Origin of the sequence: Arenimonas sp. (assembly GCF_041913985.1) — a bacterium.
Taxonomy (GTDB): Bacteria; Pseudomonadota; Gammaproteobacteria; order Xanthomonadales; family Xanthomonadaceae; genus Arenimonas.
In genome coordinates, this window is record NZ_JAYSEG010000018.1 from 41,055 (window position 1) to 61,981 (window position 20,927).

The following is a 20,927-nucleotide window of genomic DNA, read 5'->3' on the forward strand; positions in this document are numbered from 1 at the left end:
TTCCGACGACATGTCTTTTTCCCCCAGCTTCCGCGCCGTGCTCAGTCCCTGCGTCGGCGTCTGCTCGCTCGACCCGTCCGGTTTCTGCGAAGGCTGCCACCGCAGCGTCGCCGAGATCGCCCGCTGGTCCCAGATGAGCGACGACGAGCGCCTGCACGTGATGGAAGTGGAGCTGCCGCGCCGCGAGGCGCTCCGCGTGTGAGCCCGTCGTTCGACCCGCTCGAACGGCTTCCCCGCGCACTGCATCCGCTGGCCCGCCCCCCGCAGGGGCCTGGCTGGAACCACGCCGAACTGCACGACCTGCTGCCGCCCGGGCAGCCGCTGCGCCCTGCCGCCGTGCTGGTGGCGCTGGTGGAGCGCGCCGGTGGCCCGCAGGTGTTGCTGACCCGCCGCACCGAAGCCCTGCGCCACCATGCCGGCCAGATCGCCTTCCCCGGCGGCCGCATCGAGGCCGACGACGCCGACCCGGTCGCCGCCGCGCTGCGCGAGGCGCAGGAGGAAGTCGGCCTTGGCGCCGCGCTGTCGTCGCCGTTGGGCTACCTCGATCCCTTCGTCACCATCACCGGCTTCCACGTGTTCCCCGTGGTGGCCTCGGTGGCGGGCGGCTTCGTGCCCGTGCCCGATCCGGGCGAGGTGGCCGAGGCCTTCGAGGTGCCGCTCGGCTTCCTGCTCGACCCCGGCAACGTGCACACGCTGGACGTCGACTTCCAGGGCCGCCGCCGGCAAGTGCTGGAATTCCGCTACGGCGGCCACCGCATCTGGGGCGCCACCGCCGCCATGCTGGTGAACTTCCGCCACCGCCTGGAGCAGGTGCGATGAACTGGACTACCCTGGTTTCCGCCGAAACCCTGGCCGCCGCGCTGGGCCAGCCCGGCCTGGTGCTGGTGGACTGCCGCCATGCCCTGGCCGACGCCGAGGCCGGCGAGCGGGCCTGGCAGGCTGCCCACCTGCCGGGCGCCGGCTTCGCCCATCTCGACCGCGACCTGTCGGACCACGCCGCTGATGCGTCGCTGGGCAGACACCCCTTGCCGGACCCGGCGGCCTTCCAGGCCGTGCTTGGCCGGCTGGGCATCACGCCGGACGTGCAGGTCGTGGCCTACGACGCCGCCGACGGCGCGCTCGCCGCCGCGCGCCTGTGGTGGCTGCTGAAACTTTCCGGCCACGAACGCGTCGCCGTGCTCGACGGCGGCGTGGCGCGCTGGCAGGCGCTGGGCCTGCCGATGGATGCCTCGCCCGCGCCGGCGCCGGCGGCGCCTTATCCGCGGCGTTTCGACGCGGCGCAGGTCGTGCGTACCGACGAAGTGCTGGGAAGGCTCGCCGAGCCCGCCGGCTGGCTGCTAGACGCCCGCGCACCCGAGCGCTTCCGCGGCGAGGTCGAGCCGCTCGATCCGGTGGCGGGCCACATCCCCGGGGCGCTCAACCGTCCATACGCCGCCAATCTCGAAGGGGGGCGTATGCGCGCCCCCGAGGTGCTCCGGAGCCAGTTCGAAGCGCTGCTCGGCGGCCGGCGTCCGGAAGACGTGGTGCTCAGCTGTGGCTCGGGCGTAACCGCCTGCCACAACCTGCTGGCCATGGCGCATGCCGGTTTGCCGGGCGCGCGCGTCTATGCGCCGTCGTGGAGTGGGTGGGTCAGCGACCGCTCGCGACCGGTCGCCACCGGCGACTGATCACAGCCGCAGCGTATCGCGGTCGGCTTCGACCGGCAGGATCTCGACGCGCGTCAGTTCGACGCCGTCCACTGTCATGCGCCAGCGGCCGTCGGCCAGGTGCGGCGGCACCTGCACTTCGAAGCGGGCGCTCAGCGGCCCCAGGCCAATGCGGAAACCCTCGCGGCTGAAGCCGTGCGCCGGCCCCTCGATGGACGTGCGCGTGCCTTCGCGCACGCGTTCGTAGTCGGCATGGCCGTCGGGGCCGATCACCAGCAGCACGCCCTCGCCGCGCCAGTGGCCGGCGTAGTCGGCATAGGCCGCGGGCAGCGGCTGGCTGCAGGCGGTCAGAAGGAGGAGGGCCAGCGCCAACAGCACCGGCGCCGGCGACGCGCGCAGCCTCATTTCCCGAGCCGGGCGACCAGGGCCTTCAGGGCCGCCTGCGTGCCGGGGGAGTTCCATTCCCGGAGGAATCCGTCGAGGTCGTCGTCGCGGAAGGATTCGAGCGCGCCCACCAGGTCGGCGCGGGCGATGCGGCGGGTGGCCAGCATCGAGGCCGACGGGAGCTTGAGCAGTTCCTCGAGCCACACCGTGGCGCGCTTCACCACGTGCTCGCCGTCGGTGAGTTCGTCCACCAGGCCGATGGCGTGCGCCTGCTCGGCTTCCACCAGCGCGCCTTCGACCAGCAGACGCTCGGCGCGGTAGGGGCCGACCACGCGGCGCATCAGGTGCTGGATGGCGTCCGGCGCCACCAGTCCCACCTGCACCTCGTTCAGGCCGATGCGGAACGGGCCGCGCGCCATGATGCGGTAGTCGCAGCACAGCGCCAGCACGCAGCCGCCGGCCGGGCTGTGGCCGCCGATGGCCGCCACCACCGGCACCGGCGAGGACGCGATGGCGCGCCCCGCGGCGAACAGCGAAGCCCAGCCGGCCTTCAGGCCAGCCGGGTCCAGGCCCATCAGGTGCGGCACGTCCATGCCGGCCGAGAACACCTTGGCACCGCCCGACAGCACGATGGCGCGCGCGCCGGCGCCCGGCGCTTCCTGCACCGCGGTGCGCAGGGCCGACAGCAGTTCCGGCGTGAGCGCGTTGACCGGCGGGCGGGCCAGCCGGATCTCGTGGATGTCGCCGTGGCGGTGGAATTCAAGCATGGCGGGCCTCAATCGATCCGGACGTCGGGGGCCCAACGATAGCGCACCGTGTAGCGCACGTCCGCTTCGCCGTTGGCGGGCACGGGCAGGTCGAAGGCCACCGACTGCGAATCGAGCTTGCGCGCCGGCACGCTGCTGGCGGTGACCTCCCAGTCGGTCCAGCGCGGCAGCACTTCCTGCACGCGCACCGTGGCGGCGCCGGGCTTGGCGCTGCGCACGGTGATGACCACGGTTTCGGTCATCTCGCGGCCGGCGCGGTCGAGCTGGAAATCCTCGCGCCGGCGTTCGGCCATCAGGTCGAACACGGTGCCGGTCTCGAGCGTGACCTCGGTGTTGGCGGCGGTGTGGCCCAGCGCGGCTTCGCCGAGGAAATCGGCGCCTTCGAACAGGCGCATGCGCCCGGCCGGCAGCGGGACGCCCAGGCCGTCGGCCTTGCGGTTGGCGAAGCGCAGGGTGGCCACCACCGGCTGCTGGCCGGCGTGGGTATTGAAGTTGGCGTCGACGATGGGCTGCGGCGGCTGCCACTGGCCCATCGGCGAGCGGGTTTCGTAGCGGCGCTCGCAGGCGATGCCGCTGGCGGTGTCCACCAGCGGCAGGCGCTGCACGCTGCCCTGGGGCAGGTCGCCGGTGCCGGGCAGGCGGTAGGCGTGGTACTCGCCGGAGGTCTGCGGCGCCGGGGCGGCGTCGGCCACCATCATCTGCGCGCGCTCCGCCTTCGCCATCGGCACGCCGTAGCCGCCGCCGGAGACGCGGTTGGGTTCGCCCGCCACCAGCGTCAGCGCGACGCCGCTGAAGTCGGTGCCCGAACGGTTGGCCACCATGGCGGCGCCGTCCAGGGTCATGCGGCAGGCCTGGCCCTGGCCGGACAGCGTGGCCTGGTATTCGGCGCGCCAGGCCAGGCCGGCGGTGGCGAAGGACAGGTCGAAAGCCTGGCGCCCGGCGCGCGGCGCGGCCAGGGTCCAGGACAGCGTGGGCTCGCTGGCCACGCCCTCGGGCAGGCGCGGCAGCTCGAAGCTGGCGTAGTTCGAGAGCACCTTCACCCGGCCGTCGGCCAGGCGCAGGGTCAGGCCGTTGCCGGCCGAGAGCAGGGTGCCGGTGTAGGTTTCGCGGCCCGGGCCGAGCGACTGCTCGACCGAGACCTGCTGGCCGATCGCGCGGCGCAGCAGTTCGTCCTGGTCGGCCAGGGCGAAGTCGAAGCGCTGGCCGCGCACGCTGGCGTCGCCGGCTGGCTGCAGGCGCACCGAGCTGGCGTCGAGGGCCGCCGGCAGGCCGCCGCGCTGCACGCGGTTGTCGCCGGCCTTGAGGTCGAATTCGACGCGGGTGTCGTAAAGCGCGAAGCCGGGGCCGCCGGGCTGGCTGGCGCTGCGCGCGACGGCATCGAAATCGCCGCTGTAGACGGTGAGTTTCGGCGCGGCGGCGAAGGCGGGGGAGGCGACGGCGCCGGCGATGGCCAGGGCAAGCAGGGAACGGTTCATTCATGGCTCCTGTACGGTCGTGGGACTACTATAGGCCCATGAACGCATCGCGCCTTTTGCTGGGGTCTCTCCTGTTCGCGTTGGCTTCAGCCGCGTCGGCGGCGACGGCCTGCGCGCCCGCCATCGAGAAGCCCTGGGTGCGTTCGGCGCCGCCCGGCGCGAAGTCGCTGGCCGGCTACCTGGTGCTGCGCAACGGCTGCGACGCGCCGGTCACGGTGGTGGACGTGGAGAGCCTGGATTTCGGCATGCCGATGATCCACCGCACGGTCGAAGAAGGCGGCGTGAGCCGCATGCGCCCCGCGGGCAAGCTGGAGATCCCGCCGGGCGGCGAACTGCGCTTCGAGCCGGGCGGCCTGCACCTGATGCTGATGCGCCCGCTGCGGCCACTGGCCGAGGGCGACGTGGCGCGCGTGCGGCTGGTGCTGGCCGACGGCCGTCGCGTGTTCGCCGAATTCCCGGTGCGCCGCGCCGCGCCCTAGGCGCAGGCGGCCCGCACGGCGTCGGGCAGCGGCACGCTCTGGCCGCCGCGGTCCACCCACACCAGCACGGTGTGGCCGTCGCAATAAAGCGTGCTTTCGTCGTGGGCCGCCAGGATGCGGTGGCCCAGCGTGAGGCTCTTGCCGCCGATGCGTTCGGCGAACAATTCCGCCCGAACGGTTTCCGGCCAGTTGATTGGCCGCCGGTAGTTCACCATCACCGCCGCCATGATGGGCGCCGCGGTTTCCCCGGCCCAGTCCTGGCTCAGCGACTTGAACCAGCGCACGCGCGCCTCCTCGATGTAGCCGAGGTAGCTGGCGTTGTTGACGTGGTTGAAGGCGTCGAGGTCGCGCCAGCGGACTTCGAGCAAGGTTTCGAACACGACGCGGCTCATGCGCTCTTCTTCCGGGTGGCCTTGCGCGGCGCCGGCGGGGCGGCTTCGAGGAGCTTCGCGAGGAACCGCCCGGTGTGCGAACCCGGCGTGGCCGCCAGCTCTTCCGGCGTGCCCTGGGCGATGATCATGCCGCCGCGGTGGCCGCCCTCGGGGCCGAGGTCGATAACCCAGTCGGCGGTCTTGATCACGTCCAGGTTGTGCTCGATCACCACGATGGTGTTGCCGTCGTCGCGCAGCTTGTGCAGCACGGCCAGCAGGTGCTCGATGTCGTGGAAGTGCAGGCCGGTGGTGGGCTCGTCGAGGATGTAGAGCGTGCGGCCGGTGTCGCGGCGGCTGAGCTCCTTCGACAGCTTCACTCGCTGGGCCTCGCCGCCCGAGAGCGTGGTGGCCGACTGGCCGAGCTTGATGTAGCTCAGGCCCACATCCATCAGGGTCTCGAGCTTTCGCGCCAGGGTGGGCACGGGCTCGAACAGGCGCAGCGCGTCCTCGACCGTCATCTCCAGCACGTCGTGGATGGAGTAGCCCTTGTAGAGGATCTCCAGCGTCTCGCGGTTGTAGCGCTTGCCGTGGCACACGTCGCAGGGCACGTACACGTCGGGCAGGAAGTGCATCTCCACCTTGATCAGGCCGTCGCCCTGGCAGGCCTCGCAGCGGCCGCCGCGCACGTTGAAGCTGAAGCGGCCCGGCGAATAGCCGCGGGCGCGCGCTTCCGGCACCTGCGCGAACAGCTCGCGCAGCGGCGTGAACAGGCCGGTGTAGGTGGCCGGGTTCGAACGCGGCGTGCGGCCGATCGGGCTCTGGTCGATGTCCACCACCTTGTCGAACAGCTCCATGCCCTGCACCTCGCGGTGCGGCGCCGGCGTGTGCGAGGCGCCGTTGAGCTCGTTCGCGGCCAGGTGGTAGAGCGTGTCGTTGATGAGCGTGGACTTGCCCGAACCCGAGACGCCGGTGATGCAGGTGAACAGGCCGGCCGGGATCGAAAGGTCGACGTCCTTGAGGTTGTTGCCGCTGGCGCCGCGCAGCTCCAGCATCATCTTCGGGTTGGGCTTGTGGCGCTGCTTCGGGATCTCGATGCGGCGCTTGCCCGACAGGTAGGCGCCGGTGAGCGAACGCGGCGCCTTGAGGATGTCGGCGTAGCTGCCCTGGGCGATCACCTCGCCGCCGTGCACGCCGGCGCCCGGGCCGATGTCGACGATGTGGTCGGCAAGGCGGATGGCGTCCTCGTCGTGTTCGACCACGATGACGGTGTTGCCCAGGTCGCGCAGGCGGGTGAGGGTGCCCAGCAGGCGCTCGTTGTCGCGCTGGTGCAGGCCGATGGAGGGCTCGTCGAGCACGTACATCACGCCCACCAGGCCGGCGCCGATCTGGCTGGCCAGGCGGATGCGCTGGGCTTCGCCGCCGGAGAGGCTGTCGGCCTTGCGCTCGAGCGTGAGGTAATCGAGGCCCACGTCCACCAGGAAGCGGAGGCGGTCGTGGATTTCCTTGACGATCTTGGCGGCGATCTCGCCGCGCCAGCCGGCCAGGCTCAGGTGCGAGAAGAATTCCAGCGACTCGTCCACCGGCAGCTTGGTCAGCTGCGACAGGTTGCGGTCGGCCACGAACACGTTGCGGGCCGAGCGGTTCAGGCGCGCGCCGCCGCAGTCGGGGCAGGGGCGGTCGGAGATGAACTTGGCCAGTTCCTCCTTCACCACCTGCGACTCGGTTTCGCGGTAGCGGCGCTCGAGGTTGGGCACGATGCCCTCGAACTTGTGCTTGCGCTGGGTGCGGCCGCCGGACTCGGTGAGGTAGGTGAAGGTGATCACTTCCTCGCCGCTGCCGTACAGCACCGCCTGCCGCACCGGCTCGGAAAGCTCCTCCCAGGCGGTGTCGGGGTCGAAGCCGTAGTGCTTGGCCAGCGAGGCGATCAGCTGGAAGTAGTAGGCGTTGCGGCGGTCCCAGCCGCGCACCGCGCCCGCCGCGAGGCTGAGCTCGGGGTGCACGACCACGCGCGAGGGGTCGAAGAACTGGGTGATGCCCAGGCCGTCGCAGGACGGGCAGGCACCCACCGGCGAGTTGAACGAGAACAGGCGCGGCTCGAGCTCGGGCAGGGCGTAGTCGCAGACCGGGCAGCTGAACTTCGAGGAGAACAGCAGGGGCGGCGCGGCGGGGTCGTCGAGGTCCTGCACCTGGGCCAGGCCGTCACCGAGCTTGAGCGCGGTTTCGAAGCTTTCGGCCAGGCGCTGCTTGAGGTCGGCGCGCGGCTTGAAGCGGTCGATCACCGCCTCGATGGTGTGCTTCTGGCGCAGGGCCAGGGCCGGAACGGCGTCGAGCTCGTGCAGCACGCCGTTCACCCGCACGCGCACGAAGCCCTGGGCCCGCAACTGGTCGAACACCTGGGCGTGTTCGCCCTTGCGCTCGCGCACCACCGGGGCAAGCAGCATGTAGCGGCGGTCCTCGGGCAGGGCCAGCACCTGGTCCACCATCTGGCCGACCGTCTGGGCTTCCAGCGGGTAGTGGTGGTCGGGGCAGCGCGGGGTGCCGACGCGGGCGAACAGCAGGCGCAGGTAGTCGTAGATCTCGGTGATCGTGCCGACCGTGGAGCGCGGGTTGTGCGAGGTGGACTTCTGCTCGATCGAGATGGCCGGCGACAGGCCCTCGATGTGGTCCACGTCCGGCTTCTCCATCACGCTCAGGAACTGCCGGGCGTAGGCCGACAGGGACTCGACGTAGCGGCGCTGGCCTTCGGCGTAGATGGTGTCGAAGGCCAGGGAGGACTTGCCGGAGCCCGAGAGGCCGGTGATGACGATCAGCCGGTCCCGGGGCAGGTCCAGGTCGATGTTCTTGAGGTTGTGGGTGCGGGCACCGCGGATGCGGATCGTATCCATGCGCCGGGAACGGGTCCTTTTGGGGCGGGCGGGAACGGGAACCCGGCAGTCTAGCAGGGCGCGCGCTCACGGCCGTGACCCCGGGGTGGAGGAAACCAAACGCCTTCCGGATCAGTGGCTTGGCCAACGAACCAGGTTCATTTTCCGGCCGCTGCCCTCCGGGGCTCGGGGACATCCGGCCTGGAAATGAACCTGGTTCGAAGGGTTTGACGCAAAAGGGGTTTTTGGCTTAATATTCCGCTTCTGTCCCGTTGACCGCGGGCAGGTTTGGCCAAAATAACTACAGAGGAATCCCGGTCATGTATGCAGTCATTGTCACCGGCGGTAAGCAGTACCGCGTGATGCAGGGCGAGACCCTGAAGGTCGAGAAGATCGACCTCGAGGAAGGCAAGAGCTTCGAGATCGACAAGGTCCTGATGCTCGGCGACGGCGACAAGGTCAAGGTCGGCGCGCCGACCGTTGACGGCGCCAAGGTCACCGCGACCGTCAAGTCGCACGGCCGCCTCGACAAGGTCCGCATCGTCAAGTTCCGTCGCCGCAAGCACCATCGCAAGCAGATGGGCCACCGGCAGTACTTCACCGAAATCGAAATCACCGGCATCGCCGGCTAAGCCAGAGGAGACAACGTCATGGCACAGAAAAAAGGCGTAGGCTCGTCCCGCAACGGCCGCGACTCGAACCCGAAGTACCTGGGCGTCAAGATGTACGGCGGCCAGGCCATCGAGGCCGGCAACATCATCGTGCGCCAGCGCGGCACCGAGTTCCATCCGGGCGCCGGCGTCGGCCTCGGTCGTGACCACACCCTGTTCGCCCTCGTGGACGGCGTGGTGGACTTCTCGATCAAGGGTCCGAAGAAGCGTCGCACCGTGAGCGTGGTCCCGGCGGCCTGATCCCCGCCCGGTTCCGCCTGAAGGGCCCCGCTTCGGCGGGGCTTTTCGTTTCTGACACCGGCCCGGCGCGGCCCGCCCTTCACGGCGCGGCGCGGACGGCCCACAATCGCGGCGGACGGCCTGCGTGCCCCGCCTGGGAAGTACCCTGTGAAATTCGTTGATGAAGCCCAGATCCTGGTCAGCGCCGGCAACGGCGGCAACGGCTGCATCAGCTTCCGGCGCGAGAAGTTCATCCCGCTCGGCGGGCCAGACGGCGGCGACGGCGGCAACGGCGGCAGCGTCTGGCTGCAGGCCGACGAGAACCTCAACACGCTGATCGACTTCCGCCACCAGCGCCAGTACCGCGCCCAGCGCGGCCAGAACGGCATGGGCCGGCAGATGTTCGGCAAGGCCGGCGAAGACGTGCTGATCCGCGTGCCGGTCGGCACCGAGGTGATCAACGTCGAGACCGACGAGATCATCGGCGACCTGACCCGCCACGGCGAACGCCTGCTGGTGGCCCAGGGCGGCATCGGCGGCAAGGGCAACGTGCACTTCAAGAGCTCGGTGAACCGCGCGCCGCGCAAGGCCGGGCAGGGCACGCCGGGCGAGGAGCGCGAGATCCGCCTGGAACTGAAGCTGCTGGCCGACGTGGGCCTGCTGGGCTTCCCGAACGCCGGCAAGTCCACCTTCATCCGGGCCGTCTCGGCGGCCACGCCGAAGGTGGCCGACTACCCGTTCACCACCCTGTACCCGAACCTGGGCGTGGTCAGCGTCGAGACCGACCGCAGCTTCGTGATCGCCGACATCCCCGGCCTGATTGAAGGCGCGGCCGACGGCGCCGGCCTGGGCGCGCAGTTCCTGCGCCACGTGCAGCGCACCCGCCTGCTGCTGCACCTGGTGGACCTGGCCCCGTTCGACGAGCAGGTGGACCCGGTGCAGCAGGTGCGCGCCATCGAGGCCGAACTGCGCAAGCACGACCCGGCCATGCTGGAGAAGCCGCGCTGGCTGGTGATGAACAAGGCCGACCTGCTGCCCGAGGACGAGCGCCAGGCGCGCGCCCGGGCCGTGGTGGATGCGCTGGACTGGAAGGAGCCTTGGTTCCTGGTGTCGGCCATCGGCCGCGAGGGCACCTGGCCGGTGGTGCTGAAGGTGCAGCAGTTCTTCGACGACCAGAAGGCCGCGGCCCTCGAGGCGGCGCAGGACGCGGCCGCGCGCGCGGAGATGAGCCGCAATGCCTGAGCCGGCCGTCGCGTTCGCGCGCCTGCCGGCCGCCGCCGGCAAATCCCGGGCAGCAAAAAGGCCGGCTTGCGCCGGCCTTTCTTCGCCGATCGGCGGGGCGCCCGAAGGCGCCGCCGGATCAGGCCTGCTTCAGGGCCTTGATGTGGGCCGTGATGCGGCTCTTGTGGCGGGCAGCCTTGTTCTTGTGGATCAGGCCGCGGGCCGAGTAGCGGTCCAGGATCGGCTGGGCGGTCGCGAAGGCGGCCTCGGCGCCAGCGGCGTCCTTGGCTTCCAGGGCCTTGAGGACCTTCTTCACGGCGGTGCGCAGCATGGAACGCTGGCTGGCATTGCGGGCGTTGCGGACGACGGTCTGCTTGGCGCGCTTCTTGGCGGACTTGATGTTGGCCACGGAGGGCTCCTGAAATCGTTGGACGAGGGCCGGGGTGCGAATTCCCGGCCGGGATTCGGGGGTGGTGCTGGAAAGACCCGAAATTATGGGGGATTCAGTGGCTTGAGTCAAATCCCCCCTGGCAGCCCGGGGGTGGGGCCATGAGCGGGGCCGGCGGGGGCAAGTCCCGGGGCGGCCTGCTGCGGTCCACGGCCGTGTTCAGCGCCATGACCCTGCTGTCGCGCATCGCCGGCCTGGCCCGGGACCTGCTGCAGGCGACCCTGTTCGGCACTGGGGCGGCGGTCAGCGCCTTCGTGGTGGCCTACCGCATTCCCAACTACCTGCGGCGGATATTCGCCGAGGGCTCGTTCTCCTCGGCCTTCGTGCCGGTGCTGTCGGAGCTGCACGAGCGCGGCGACCGGGCTGCCCTGCAGGATTTCCTGGACCATATCGCCGGCGCCCTGCTGGCCACGGTGGCGGTGATCACCGGCCTGGGAATGCTGTTCGCGCCCTGGATCGCCCGCCTTTTCCTGCTGTTTGCCGGCAAGGAATCCGAGCAGGTGGCCCTGACGGCCGACATGCTGCGCATCACCTTCCCCTACCTGGCCTTCATCTCGATGACGGCCCTGGCCGGCGCCATCCTCAACAGCGTGCGCCGGTTCGGCCTGCCGGCCTTCACCCCGGTTCTGCACAACCTGGCGGTGATCGCCGCGATGCTGGGCCTGGCCCGGTACTTCGAGGTGCCCGAGTACGCCCTGGCCTGGGGCGTGTTCCTGGCCGGCCTGGCCCAGTGGGCCCTGCTGTGGCCGGCCCTGGGGCGCCTGGGGCTGCGTCCGCGGTTGAAAGTGGACTTCCGCCACGCGGGCGTGCGGCGGGTGTTTGCGCTGATGCTGCCGACGATCTTTTCGTCGTCGGTGTCGCAGTTGAACCTGCTGGTGGGCACGATGTTCGCCTCGATGCTGGTGAGCAACGCCCAGGCCTGGCTCTATTATTCCGACCGGCTGGTCGAATTCCCGCTCGGCCTGTTCGGCGTGGCGATCGGCACGGTGATCCTGCCGCACCTGTCGCGACGGCACGCCGCCACCGATGCCGCCGGATACTCGCAGGCGCTCGACTGGGGCCTGCGGCTGGTGGCCCTGGTCAGCATCCCGGCGGCGCTGGGCCTGGCGCTGATGGCCGCGCCGCTGTGCGCAACCCTGTTCCAGTACGGCGAGTTCACCGCCGACGACACCCGGATGGTGGCCATCGCCGTGATCGCGATGAGCGTCGGCGTGCCGGCCTTCATGCTAAGCAAGGTGCTGCTGCCGGCCTTCTATGCCCGCCAGGACACCCGCACACCGATGCGCGCCGCGGTGATCACGGTGTTCGCGAACATCCTGCTGACCGCGGTCTTGGTACTGGCCCTGCGCGAGGCCGGCGTGGTCGCGCCACACGGCGGCATCGCCCTGGCCACCGCGCTGGCGGGCGTGCTCAATGCCGCCCTGCTGTGGCGTTACCTGACGCGCCAGGGTGCCTACCGCGCGGGGCGGGGCTGGCTGCGGCTGTTCGGCCAGATCCTGGTCGGCGCGGTGCTGATGGTCGTGGTGGTGGCCTGGGCCCGGATGCAGCTCGGCGACTGGGCCGGCCTGGGCGCCTGGTACCTGCGGCTGGGCTGGCTGCTGCTGGTCGTCGGCGCCGGCGCCCTGGCCTATGGCCTCGGCTTGCTGATCGCCGGGGTGCGGCCGCGCCACCTGCGGGAAGCCTGAATCGGGGACCCGCGGCTATACTTTGCGACATGAGCAAGCTGTTCCGGGACGTCGAGGGCAAGAAGGATTGCCCGCAGGGCAGCGTGGTTTGCATCGGTGCCTTCGACGGCCTCCACCGGGGGCACCAGGCCCTGGTCGGCCACGTGCGGGCGCGTGCGCGCGCCGCCGGCCTTGCGGCGGTGGCGCTGAGCTTCGAGCCGCTGCCGCGTGAATTCTTCGCACCGGCGAGTCCGCCGGCCCGCCTGCTGCTGCCGCGCGCCAAGTTCGAGGGCCTGCGCGGGCTGGGCATGGACGTGGTTGGGCTGCTGCGCTTCAACGCCGCCATGACGGCCATGTCCGCCGAAGACTTCGTCGAACGCGTGCTGGTTGGCCGGCTGGCGGCGCGCGAGGTGTGGGTCGGCCCGGGCTTCCGCTTCGGCCACGGCCGCAAGGGCGACCTGGGCCTGCTGCAGGCCATGGGCGGGGCGCACGGCTTCCGCGCCGGCGAGATCGAGCCGGTGGTGGACGCCGACGGCCGCGTTTCCGCCAGCGCGGTGCGTGCGCACCTGGCCGCCGGCAACCTGGAGGCCGCGGCCCTGGCCCTGGGCCGGCGCTATGCCATCGGCGGCAAGGTGGTGCGCGGCAAGCAGCTGGGCCGCCAGCTCGGCTACCCTACGGCGAACCTGCGCCTGGCCGGCAAGCGCGCCGCGCTGGGTGGCATCTTCGCGGTGTGGGTGCACGGCATCGGCCCGGAGCCGCGCGCCGGCGTGGCCAGCCTGGGCACGCGGCCGACGGTGCAGGGCGTCGAGCCCTTGCTCGAAGCGCATGTGTTTGATTTCGATGGCGACCTTTACGGCCGCCGCATCGAAGTGGAGTTCGTCGCCAAGCTGCGCGACGAGGAGAAGTTCGACGACCTGCCCGCCCTGGTCCGACAGATGGACCGGGACGCCGAGCAGGCCCGGCGCGCCTTGCGCCAAGACAGGGAAGAACGCGGAGTGACGGCGTGAGCGAGAACGGCGGCAAGGATTACAAGCACACCATCAGTCTGCCGGAAACGGCATTCCCGATGCGCGGCGACCTGCCCAAACGCGAGCCGGGCATGCTGGCCGGCTGGCAGCAGCGCGGCCTGTACGCGCAGGTGCGCGAGAAGGCCAAGGGCCGGCCGCGCTTCGTGCTGCACGACGGCCCGCCGTACGCGAACGGCTCGATCCACATCGGACACGCCGTGAACAAGGTGCTCAAGGACCTGGTGGTGAAGTCGAAGCTGCTCTCCGGCTTCGACGCGCCCTACGTGCCGGGCTGGGACTGCCACGGCCTGCCGATCGAGCTGGTGGTGGAGAAGAAGTTCGGCAAGGTGGGCGACAAGCTCGACGCCGCCGCCTTCCGCGCCAAGTGCCGCGAATACGCCGCCGAGCAGATCGCCGGCCAGTCGAAAGATTTCCAGCGCCTTGGCGTGCTGGGCGACTGGGAGCACCCGTACCGCACCATGGATTTCGCCTTCGAGGCGGACATGCTGCGCGCGCTCGCCCGCATCATCGAGAACGGCCACCTCAGCCGCGGCGTGAAGCCGGTGCACTGGTGCTTCGACTGCGGCTCGGCGCTGGCCGAGGCCGAGATCGAATACGCCGACAAGGTCTCGCCGCAGATCGACGTGGCCTACGACGCCTTCGAGCCGGCCGCGCTGGCGGCGAAGTTCGGCACGCAGGCCGGCGACGCCATCGTGGCGGTGCCCATCTGGACCACCACGCCCTGGACGCTGCCCGCCTCGCTGGCCGTCACCCTGGGCCCGGAAGTGGACTACGTGCTGGTCGAAGGCCCGGCGCGCGAGGGCAAGCGCGTGCTGCTGGTGCTGGCCGAGGCGCTGCACGAGTCCGCGCTCAAGCGTTACGGCATTGAAGGCGCCGCCGTGCTCGGCCGCGCCACCGGCGCCGCGCTCGAGGGCTTCGAGCTGCGCCACCCGTTCTACGAGCGCCGCATCCCGGTCATCCTGGGCGAGCACGTCACCACCGACGCCGGCACCGGCGCGGTGCACACGGCGCCCGGCCACGGCCAGGAGGACTACCAGGTCGGCGTGAAGTACGGCCTGCTGGAAAAGTACAAGACGCCCGAGCTCAACCCGGTGGGCGGCAACGGCGTGTACCTGCCGGGCACGCCGCTGGTGGAAGGCCAGTTCATCTGGAAGGCGAACGATTCGATCGTCGAGCTGCTGCGCGCGCGTGGCGTGCTGCTGGCCCACGGCAAGCTCGAACACAGCTACCCGCACTGCTGGCGCCACAAGTCGCCGGTGGCCTTCCGCGCCACGCCGCAGTGGTTCATCTCGATGGAACAGAAGGGCCTGCGCAGCGACGCGCTGGCCGCGGTTCAGCAGGTGCAGTTCGTGCCCGACTGGGGCCAGGCGCGCATCGCCGGCATGGTCGAGGGCCGCCCGGACTGGTGCATCAGCCGCCAGCGCACCTGGGGCGTGCCGATCGCGCTGTTCATCCACAAGGTCAGCGGCGAACCGCACCCGCGCTCGGTGGAGTTGATGCGCGCCGTGGCCGACCGCGTGTCGCAGCAGGGCGCCGACGCCTGGTATGCGCTCGACGCCGCCGAACTGCTGGGCGCCGAGGCGGCCGACTACGAGAAGGTCACCGACATCCTCGACGTCTGGTTCGATTCCGGCGTCACCCACGAGGCGGTGCTGGCGGCGCGCGCGGCCGAAGGCCTGGGCAAGCCGGCCGACCTCTACCTCGAAGGCTCCGACCAGCACCGCGGCTGGTTCCAGAGCTCGCTGCTCACGGGCGTGGCGATGGACAAGGCGGCGCCCTACAAGGCGGTGCTCACCCACGGGTTCACCGTGGACGCCCAGGGCCGCAAGATGTCCAAGTCCATCGGCAACGTGGTGGACCCGCAGAAGGTGAACGACGCGCTGGGCGCCGACGTGCTGCGCCTGTGGGTGGCCAGCACCGACTACCGCAATGAAATGTCGGTGTCCGACGACATCCTCAAGCGCACCGCCGACGGCTACCGCCGCATCCGCAACACCGCGCGCTTCCTGCTGGGCAACCTGCACGGCTTCGACCCGGCTGTGCACCTGCTGCCCAACGACCAGCTGCTGCTGCTCGACCAGTGGGCCGTGCACCGCGCCTTCGAGCTGCAGGAGCGCATCCAGGCCGCGTACGCCGCCTACGACTTCGCCGCCGTGGTGGCCGCCGTGCAGAATTTCTGCACCAACGACCTGGGCGCGGTGTACCTCGACGTCACCAAGGACCGCCTGTACACCATGCCGGTGGACAGCCATGGCCGCCGTTCGGCCCAGAGCGCCATGTTCCGCATCGCCGAGGCCTTCGTGCGCTGGGTGGCGCCGGTGCTGAGCTTCACCGCCGACGAGATCTGGCAGCACCTGCCGGGCCAGCGCGAGGGCCACGTGCTCTTCACCACCTGGTACGACGGCCTGGCGCCGATGCCGGCCGGTGCGGCGCTGTCGGCGGCCGATTTCGACCGCCTGCTGGAGCTGCGCGAGGCGGTGAGCAAGGTGCTCGAACCCATGCGCGCCAACGGCGCCATCGGTGCCTCGCTCGAGGCCGAGGTGGACGTGTACGCCGATGAAGCCACGCTGGCGCGTTTCGCCCCGGTGGCCGACGAGCTGCGCTTCTTCTTCATCACCTCGCGCTTCGACCTCAAGCCGGTCGCCGGCCGCCCCGGTGCGGAAGGCGAGGGCGCCGGCCCCTGGGTACACGCGGTCTCCACCAGCCATGGCAAGTGCGTGCGCTGCTGGCACTACCGCGCCGACGTGGGCAGCCATGCGGATGACCCGGAGCTCTGCGGCCGCTGCGTCGACAATGTCAACGGCGCGGGCGAAACCCGCCGGTGGTTCTGATGGCGGCGCCGCGCCCGAACGCGCTGGCCTGGCTGGGCCTTTCCGCGCTGCTGGTCGCCATCGACCAGTGGACCAAGGCGGTCGCGCTGGCTTCGCTGGAATACCTCAAGCCGGTGCCCTTCATCGACGGCTTCTGGAACTGGACGCTGGTGCACAACTACGGCGCCGCCTTCAGCTTCCTGTCCGACGCGGGCGGCTGGCAGCGCTGGTTCTTCACCGGCCTGGCCATTGCCATCAGCCTGGGTCTCACGGTGTGGCTGGCGCGCACGCCGCGCAACGACTGGCGCACCGCGCTGCCGTTCGCGCTGGTGGTGGCCGGCGCCGTGGGCAACGTGATCGACCGCATCCGCTTCGGCTACGTGGTGGACTTCGTCGACTGGTACGTGGGCAAGCATCACTGGCCGGCCTTCAACGTGGCCGATTCGGCCATCGTGGCCGGTGCGGTGCTGCTGGTGCTGTTCAGCTTCAAGGCGCCGCCGGCGCCCGGAAAGGGCGGATAATCGCGCCATGGACGTCCTGCTCGCCAATCCCCGCGGTTTCTGCGCCGGCGTCGACCGCGCCATCGAGATCGTCAAGCGCGCCATCGAATCGCTCGGTGCGCCCATCTACGTGCGCCACGAGGTGGTGCACAACCGCTTCGTGGTCGAGGACCTGCGCCAGCGAGGCGCGGTGTTCGTCGAGGAGCTCGACGAGGTGCCGGCCGGCGCCACCGTCATCTTCAGCGCCCACGGCGTTTCCCAGGCCGTGCGCGCCGAGGCCGAGCGCCGCGGGCTGAAGGTGTTCGACGCCACCTGCCCGCTGGTGACCAAGGTGCACATCGAGGTGGCGCGCCACTGCCGCGCCGGCCGCGACGTGGTGCTGATCGGCCACGCCGGGCACCCGGAAGTGGAGGGCACCATGGGCCAGTGGCGGCAAGAGCACGGCGACAACCACATCCACCTGGTGGAGGACGTGGCCGGCGTCGCCAAGCTGCAACCCACGCAGCCCGACAACCTGGCCTACACCACTCAGACCACGCTGTCGGTTGACGACACCCGCGAGATCATCGCCGCCCTGCAGGCGCGCTTCCCGGCCATCCAGGGCCCGAAGCACGACGACATCTGCTACGCCACCCAGAACCGCCAGGACGCCGTGCGCATCCTGGCCGGGAAGTGCGAGGTGGTGCTGGTGGTGGGCTCGGTGAACAGCTCCAACTCCAACCGCCTGCGCGAGCTGGCCGAGAAGCAGGGCGCCCGCGCCTTCCTGATCGACGGCGCCGAGTGCATCGACCCGGCCTGGGTGGCCGGCGCGGCCCGGGTGGGCGTGACGGCGGGCGCCTCGGCCCCGGAAGTGCTGGTGCAGGGCGTGGTGCAGCGCCTGCGCGAGCTGGGCGCCACCGGGGTGGACCACCTGGAGGGCGAGCCGGAAAACGTGGTCTTCGCCCTGCCCAGGGAACTGCGCATCAGCCTCGTAAATTGACCCGGGCGGCCCCGCCGCCTAGAATTCCCGCCTTCCGCCGGAATAGCTCAGTTGGTAGAGCGGCGCATTCGTAATGCCGCTTTTCCCGGTAAAAGAAGGCCGCAATTTTCTGGTGCGATGCACCGAAGCTCGTGACGTTTCCGAGCACTCGAATCCCATTGATTTGACCTGGCCTGGAACTCCCCGGCCAGCGCCTGCTGCGTCTGTCTCGCCGTAATGCGGATGCTCCTCACCGGGCACCGATTTTTGGCCCGTCCTAGTCTGCACTTACGGCCATTTACGGATGCAGACACCGGATGCGGACCACCCTCACTAAGCGGATCGTCGCCACCAGCGCCCCTCAGGATCGCCCCTACGAGATCCGCGACCTGGCCATGAAAGGCCTGATCCTCCGGGTGCAGCCCTCGGGCTACAAAGCGTTCATCGTCGAGTGGGCGCGTGGGAAGCGCAGGACGCTCGGTGCCGCCGCGCACTTATCTCTAGACGAGGCGCGCGCCCAAACGCTCCAGGCGATGTCTGAGGCGCTCCAGCAGCGTCTTCCGGCGATAGCTGGGCGGCAGACTGCGGCCATGCCCCTGGATCAGTTCCTAGCCGAGCATTACGAGGGGTGGGCCGTCGCTGAGCTCCGGGGTGGTGCCCGCTACGTCGAGCGCATTCGCAAGTCATTCCCGGACTGGCTGGGTCTGCCCCTCGATTCGATTGATACATCAAAAGTCGAGGCCTGGTGGCGAGGCAGGGTGCATGCCCCGAAGGGTGGGGAGCGCCCCGTCACCAAGGCAACCGCCTCCCGGGACCTGGCGTGCCTTCGGTCTGCGCTGAGCAAGGCAGTCGAGTGGAAGCTACTGCAGACCAACCCCTTGCTGGGCATCCGTAACAAGACGGTCGCAGCCCGGTCGGTCGTCCGCTACCTGAGTTCGGGCGAAGAGGAGCGCCTGAGAGCGGCTCTGGTGCATCGGGATGCGTTCCTGATCGCGGGGCGCGAGTCCGCCAATCAGTGGCGTGAGCAGCGCGACAGGCCGCTCTACCCGGTCCTACCTCGGGACGGCTACGGGGACCACCTGACCCCTCTGGTGCTGCTGGCGATGAACACGGGACTCCGCCGTCGGGAGCTCCTGACCCTGCGTTGGGCCGACATCAACCTGGAAGGGAAGATGCTCACGGTCCGGGCCTCGGTAGCCAAGAGCGGCAAGCAGCGATTCGTGCCGCTCAACGCCGAAGCCCACGCTGCGTTGTCCAAGTGGGCAGCCCAAACCGGGTCGGAGGGCGTGGTCTTCGGCATCCGGGACGCCAAGACGGCTTGGCGGAATCTCCTTGACGCCGCCGAGATTAGCGAGTTCCGGTTCCACGACCTGCGCCACCACTTTGCCAGTCGACTCGTTCGGGCGGGGGTGGACCTCAACACCGTCCGGGAGTTGCTGGGGCACGCGGACATCAAGATGACTCTGCGCTACGCACACCTCAGCCCGGACACGTTGGCGGCAGCCGTGGCGCGAATCTAAGGATGCCGAAGGCAATTTGAGCCTAGTTAACCGACGTCGCGGAATCCAAGTAGGGGCTGGTCATAGGAGGAAAAACTGCCTTCGCGTCCAGAGCCAAGCCAATGAGCAGGCAGAGACCGTTGTGCTGAACGCCAAGCTTCCTGCGCTCTGACCCCTTGCGTGCAGTCGACACCTGCTTCAATGCCTCGACCACGAGGGCCTTAGCCTCGGCCATCTGCTCCGAAAGCAAAGCGGACATATCTGCACCTTTCGACGACAGCCACTCGATGATCTGGCCGGCCTGTATTGCGCCGTGAACTTCATCAAAAGAAGCTTTTTCATCGTCATCCAGAAGCATGTTGGTGCGGAAAATCACATCGTCGAGGTAGATCTGGCGAAGGTCCGGCATGGGGCTGTCCCGAGGAGGTGGCTCTCCACAGATGGGGGCATGGCGAAGCTCCTCAAGGGCCAGTCAGAACCAGATGCCTGGGGCCAGCCATGCCCGAGCATGGTTGTGCCCACCGAAAGAGGAGCAGGCTGACTCGGGCCCGATTGTTGCGCAGACGAGATGATGGCTCATGTTTTCTCCGCATCCGCGACCTAAGTTGGGGATGGCTATACTCCCCAGGCGCGAGGCCGATGTATGGCTGACCGCCGCACCCACACAGCACACCTAACACCTCTCCTAAGCCCCGTCTTGCCGGGGACCCCGCGCCTACCGCCAAGCGGGAAGCGCCGCGCTCTTGAGCGCAGAACGTGAACTGCGTGAATTCCAGCCATCCCGGCAGGGGCACGTGCGGCCAAAATTCTAGGAAATTCAATGAACTTCGAGCTTCGCAACAATGAAATGACTCCCCCGGACATGGTCTTGGTCCTTCCGCTTGGTCGGTCTGGGGCGGCGACTACCGCATTCAGCCTTACCGCAGAGGTCTCTGTTGCTGGGACTGAGAGCAAGACCGATCTGATCGAGAAGATCTTTACTGCGATTCGTGATGGCCTTGCTCTCGCGGGTTGCCAGGACGAACCCTTGGTTCTGTCGGGCGTCCAGGGGGAGTCTGGGACCATCCACGTCTGTGGAGCGGTGGCGCGCGTTGTCACTCGCCACCGTCAAGCGGCTGGTGCGATTCGGGCTGCTACCGAGGCGGTTCACCTGGACCATGGGCTCGATATGAGCTCGAGGGTGTGGGTAACGCGTATGGTCAATTACGCTGAAGGAATGAGTGCGTTTAAGGCGACTGTCTACAGCGGTGAAGGTGCACACATCTACTGCAACAAATTCGCATTGGATCTGATGGATGGTCTGCTCGATGACCTGAAGGTCCGGACCCTCAACTGATCCCCCTCTCGCCGGCGGCACCGAGCGCCCGGTCCTCCACCAGGACCGGGCTGTTTCGGTTGGGTCCACAGCAGGCACTTCACGCTGAACAGCGCCGATCAGTCCCGGCAGGGCGTGCCCACTTTGAGTCCAGTGATCGACAGTTGGGTCAAACGATTAGAGGTATATGCATGAATACGAGGCAAAATTCCGAGATGGCAACGGCATTCGAGGCCGACCTGGAGGCTATCGTTCGCGAACTTGAGGCCGATGTGTCGCCCGAGCAGAAGCGGAGAGCCTTCTTGGATCAAGAGGAGAAATCTCTGGCGAAGATCCTCGGTATCGCCGCTGATCAAGTTCCGGTGACGCGCTGGACCAAAGAAGCATGGTCCGCGAGAAAGCGAATCAACCTCACCCGGAGCGAACTTCGCAGAGCAGCTAGGACGGCGGTGAGTCTGGAGTGGAGCAGGAGACATCTCCCGGAGCATAGTCCGTGGAAAAAGTTCCCGTTCTCTCTTATTAAAGATGACTCAGAAGAACTCAACCCGATTTCTGAATCGCCCCGGCTTTCCCGGAGGCTCCAAACCTTGAGAGGATGGAGCCATGAG

General features: G+C 69.2%; 19 protein-coding genes, 1 tRNA gene and 3 pseudogenes. 16 read left to right on the forward strand and 7 right to left on the reverse strand.

Annotated elements, in window-relative coordinates; genetic code table 11:
- The first annotated feature begins 10 nt into the window (after positions 1-10).
- Positions 11-819 (forward strand): annotated as a pseudogene (locus ACE3Q2_RS07975) (CoA pyrophosphatase).
- Positions 816-1,667, forward strand: a complete 852-nt coding sequence (locus ACE3Q2_RS07980) for a sulfurtransferase (protein ID WP_374473655.1) — start codon at positions 816-818, stop codon at positions 1,665-1,667. Before ACE3Q2_RS07975 ends, ACE3Q2_RS07980 begins: the two are co-directional and overlap by 4 nt.
- Here ACE3Q2_RS07980 and ACE3Q2_RS07985 read toward each other — a convergent pair whose 3' ends face one another.
- Genes ACE3Q2_RS07985 through ACE3Q2_RS07995 form a run of 3 tightly spaced genes read right to left on the reverse strand, consistent with a single transcriptional unit; the run spans position 1,668 to position 4,272 of the window.
- A complete protein-coding gene (locus ACE3Q2_RS07985) occupies positions 1,668-2,051 on the reverse strand; it encodes a hypothetical protein (protein WP_374473656.1) in 384 nt (127 codons plus the stop codon).
- Positions 2,048-2,797 (reverse strand): enoyl-CoA hydratase/isomerase family protein, encoded by a 750-nt coding sequence (locus ACE3Q2_RS07990; protein WP_231695725.1) that lies wholly within the window; start codon positions 2,795-2,797, stop codon positions 2,048-2,050. Before ACE3Q2_RS07990 ends, ACE3Q2_RS07985 begins: the two co-directional genes overlap by 4 nt.
- An 8-nt stretch (positions 2,798-2,805) precedes the next feature.
- Positions 2,806-4,272 carry a DUF4139 domain-containing protein gene (locus ACE3Q2_RS07995; protein ID WP_374473657.1) on the reverse strand — a complete coding sequence of 489 codons (1,467 nt, stop codon included), beginning with the start codon at positions 4,270-4,272 and terminating at the stop codon, positions 2,806-2,808.
- A gap of 38 nt (positions 4,273-4,310) precedes the next feature.
- Between ACE3Q2_RS07995 and ACE3Q2_RS08000 the strand changes: the two genes are divergently transcribed.
- Positions 4,311-4,751: a copper chaperone PCu(A)C gene (locus ACE3Q2_RS08000; protein WP_374473658.1), complete on the forward strand. Its 441-nt coding sequence runs from the start codon at positions 4,311-4,313 to the stop codon at positions 4,749-4,751.
- On the opposite strand, the gene ACE3Q2_RS08005 is transcribed toward ACE3Q2_RS08000, so the two are convergent.
- Both ACE3Q2_RS08005 and uvrA read right to left on the reverse strand, forming a co-directional pair.
- Positions 4,748-5,143, reverse strand: coding sequence for an acyl-CoA thioesterase (locus tag ACE3Q2_RS08005; protein WP_374473659.1), 396 nt, complete (start codon positions 5,141-5,143; stop codon positions 4,748-4,750). The two genes, ACE3Q2_RS08000 and ACE3Q2_RS08005, sit on opposite strands and share 4 nt — an antisense overlap.
- Positions 5,140-8,007 carry an excinuclease ABC subunit UvrA gene (gene uvrA / locus ACE3Q2_RS08010; protein ID WP_231695721.1) on the reverse strand — a complete coding sequence of 956 codons (2,868 nt, stop codon included), beginning with the start codon at positions 8,005-8,007 and terminating at the stop codon, positions 5,140-5,142. Before uvrA ends, ACE3Q2_RS08005 begins: the two co-directional genes overlap by 4 nt.
- Positions 8,008-8,306: 299 nt before the next feature.
- Here uvrA and rplU point away from each other — a divergent pair, with 299 nt between their 5' ends.
- The 3 genes from rplU (at position 8,307) to cgtA (ending at position 10,118) form a co-directional block, all read left to right on the forward strand.
- Positions 8,307-8,618, forward strand: coding sequence for a 50S ribosomal protein L21 (rplU, locus tag ACE3Q2_RS08015; protein ID WP_043804441.1), 312 nt, complete (start codon positions 8,307-8,309; stop codon positions 8,616-8,618).
- 18 nt (positions 8,619-8,636) lie between these two features.
- A complete protein-coding gene (rpmA, locus tag ACE3Q2_RS08020) occupies positions 8,637-8,897 on the forward strand; it encodes a 50S ribosomal protein L27 (RefSeq protein WP_231695720.1) in 261 nt (86 codons plus the stop codon).
- Between the two features lie 147 nt (positions 8,898-9,044).
- Entirely contained in the window at positions 9,045-10,118 is a 1,074-nt protein-coding gene (gene cgtA / locus ACE3Q2_RS08025; protein ID WP_374473660.1) for an Obg family GTPase CgtA, read from the forward strand.
- A gap of 118 nt (positions 10,119-10,236) precedes the next feature.
- Here cgtA and rpsT read toward each other — a convergent pair whose 3' ends face one another.
- A complete protein-coding gene (rpsT, locus tag ACE3Q2_RS08030; protein WP_043804448.1) occupies positions 10,237-10,506 on the reverse strand; it encodes a 30S ribosomal protein S20 in 270 nt (89 codons plus the stop codon).
- A gap of 140 nt (positions 10,507-10,646) precedes the next feature.
- Here rpsT and murJ point away from each other — a divergent pair, with 140 nt between their 5' ends.
- The 8 genes and pseudogenes from murJ (at position 10,647) to ACE3Q2_RS08070 (ending at position 19,025) form a co-directional block, all read left to right on the forward strand.
- Positions 10,647-12,230 carry a murein biosynthesis integral membrane protein MurJ gene (gene murJ, locus ACE3Q2_RS08035; protein ID WP_231695718.1) on the forward strand — a complete coding sequence of 528 codons (1,584 nt, stop codon included), beginning with the start codon at positions 10,647-10,649 and terminating at the stop codon, positions 12,228-12,230.
- A gap of 29 nt (positions 12,231-12,259) precedes the next feature.
- Positions 12,260-13,216, forward strand: coding sequence for a bifunctional riboflavin kinase/FAD synthetase (locus ACE3Q2_RS08040; protein ID WP_231695717.1), 957 nt, complete (start codon positions 12,260-12,262; stop codon positions 13,214-13,216).
- A gap of 59 nt (positions 13,217-13,275) precedes the next feature.
- Positions 13,276-15,853: pseudogene (ileS, locus tag ACE3Q2_RS08045) on the forward strand (isoleucine--tRNA ligase); the annotation flags it as partial.
- 89 nt (positions 15,854-15,942) lie between these two features.
- Positions 15,943-16,068, forward strand: a pseudogene (locus ACE3Q2_RS08050) (zinc finger domain-containing protein); the annotation flags it as partial.
- Positions 16,068-16,568 (forward strand): signal peptidase II, encoded by a 501-nt coding sequence (lspA, locus tag ACE3Q2_RS08055; protein ID WP_374473661.1) that lies wholly within the window; start codon positions 16,068-16,070, stop codon positions 16,566-16,568. The pseudogene ACE3Q2_RS08050 and the gene lspA, both read left to right, overlap by 1 nt.
- Before the next feature lie 7 nt (positions 16,569-16,575).
- Positions 16,576-17,526, forward strand: a complete 951-nt coding sequence (gene ispH, locus ACE3Q2_RS08060; protein ID WP_374473662.1) for a 4-hydroxy-3-methylbut-2-enyl diphosphate reductase — start codon at positions 16,576-16,578, stop codon at positions 17,524-17,526.
- 36 nt (positions 17,527-17,562) lie between these two features.
- Positions 17,563-17,641, forward strand: a tRNA-Thr gene (locus ACE3Q2_RS08065).
- 181 nt (positions 17,642-17,822) lie between these two features.
- Positions 17,823-19,025: a tyrosine-type recombinase/integrase gene (locus tag ACE3Q2_RS08070; RefSeq protein ID WP_374473663.1), complete on the forward strand. Its 1,203-nt coding sequence runs from the start codon at positions 17,823-17,825 to the stop codon at positions 19,023-19,025.
- Positions 19,026-19,047: 22 nt separating this feature from the next.
- On the opposite strand, the gene ACE3Q2_RS08075 is transcribed toward ACE3Q2_RS08070, so the two are convergent.
- Positions 19,048-19,413, reverse strand: coding sequence for a hypothetical protein (locus ACE3Q2_RS08075; protein WP_374473664.1), 366 nt, complete (start codon positions 19,411-19,413; stop codon positions 19,048-19,050).
- A gap of 411 nt (positions 19,414-19,824) precedes the next feature.
- On the opposite strand from ACE3Q2_RS08075, the gene ACE3Q2_RS08080 reads away from it, so the two are divergent.
- Positions 19,825-20,340, forward strand: a complete 516-nt coding sequence (locus ACE3Q2_RS08080; protein ID WP_374473665.1) for a hypothetical protein — start codon at positions 19,825-19,827, stop codon at positions 20,338-20,340.
- A gap of 194 nt (positions 20,341-20,534) precedes the next feature.
- Positions 20,535-20,927: hypothetical protein (locus ACE3Q2_RS08085; RefSeq protein WP_374473666.1), on the forward strand; the 393-nt coding region annotated here is incomplete at its 3' end.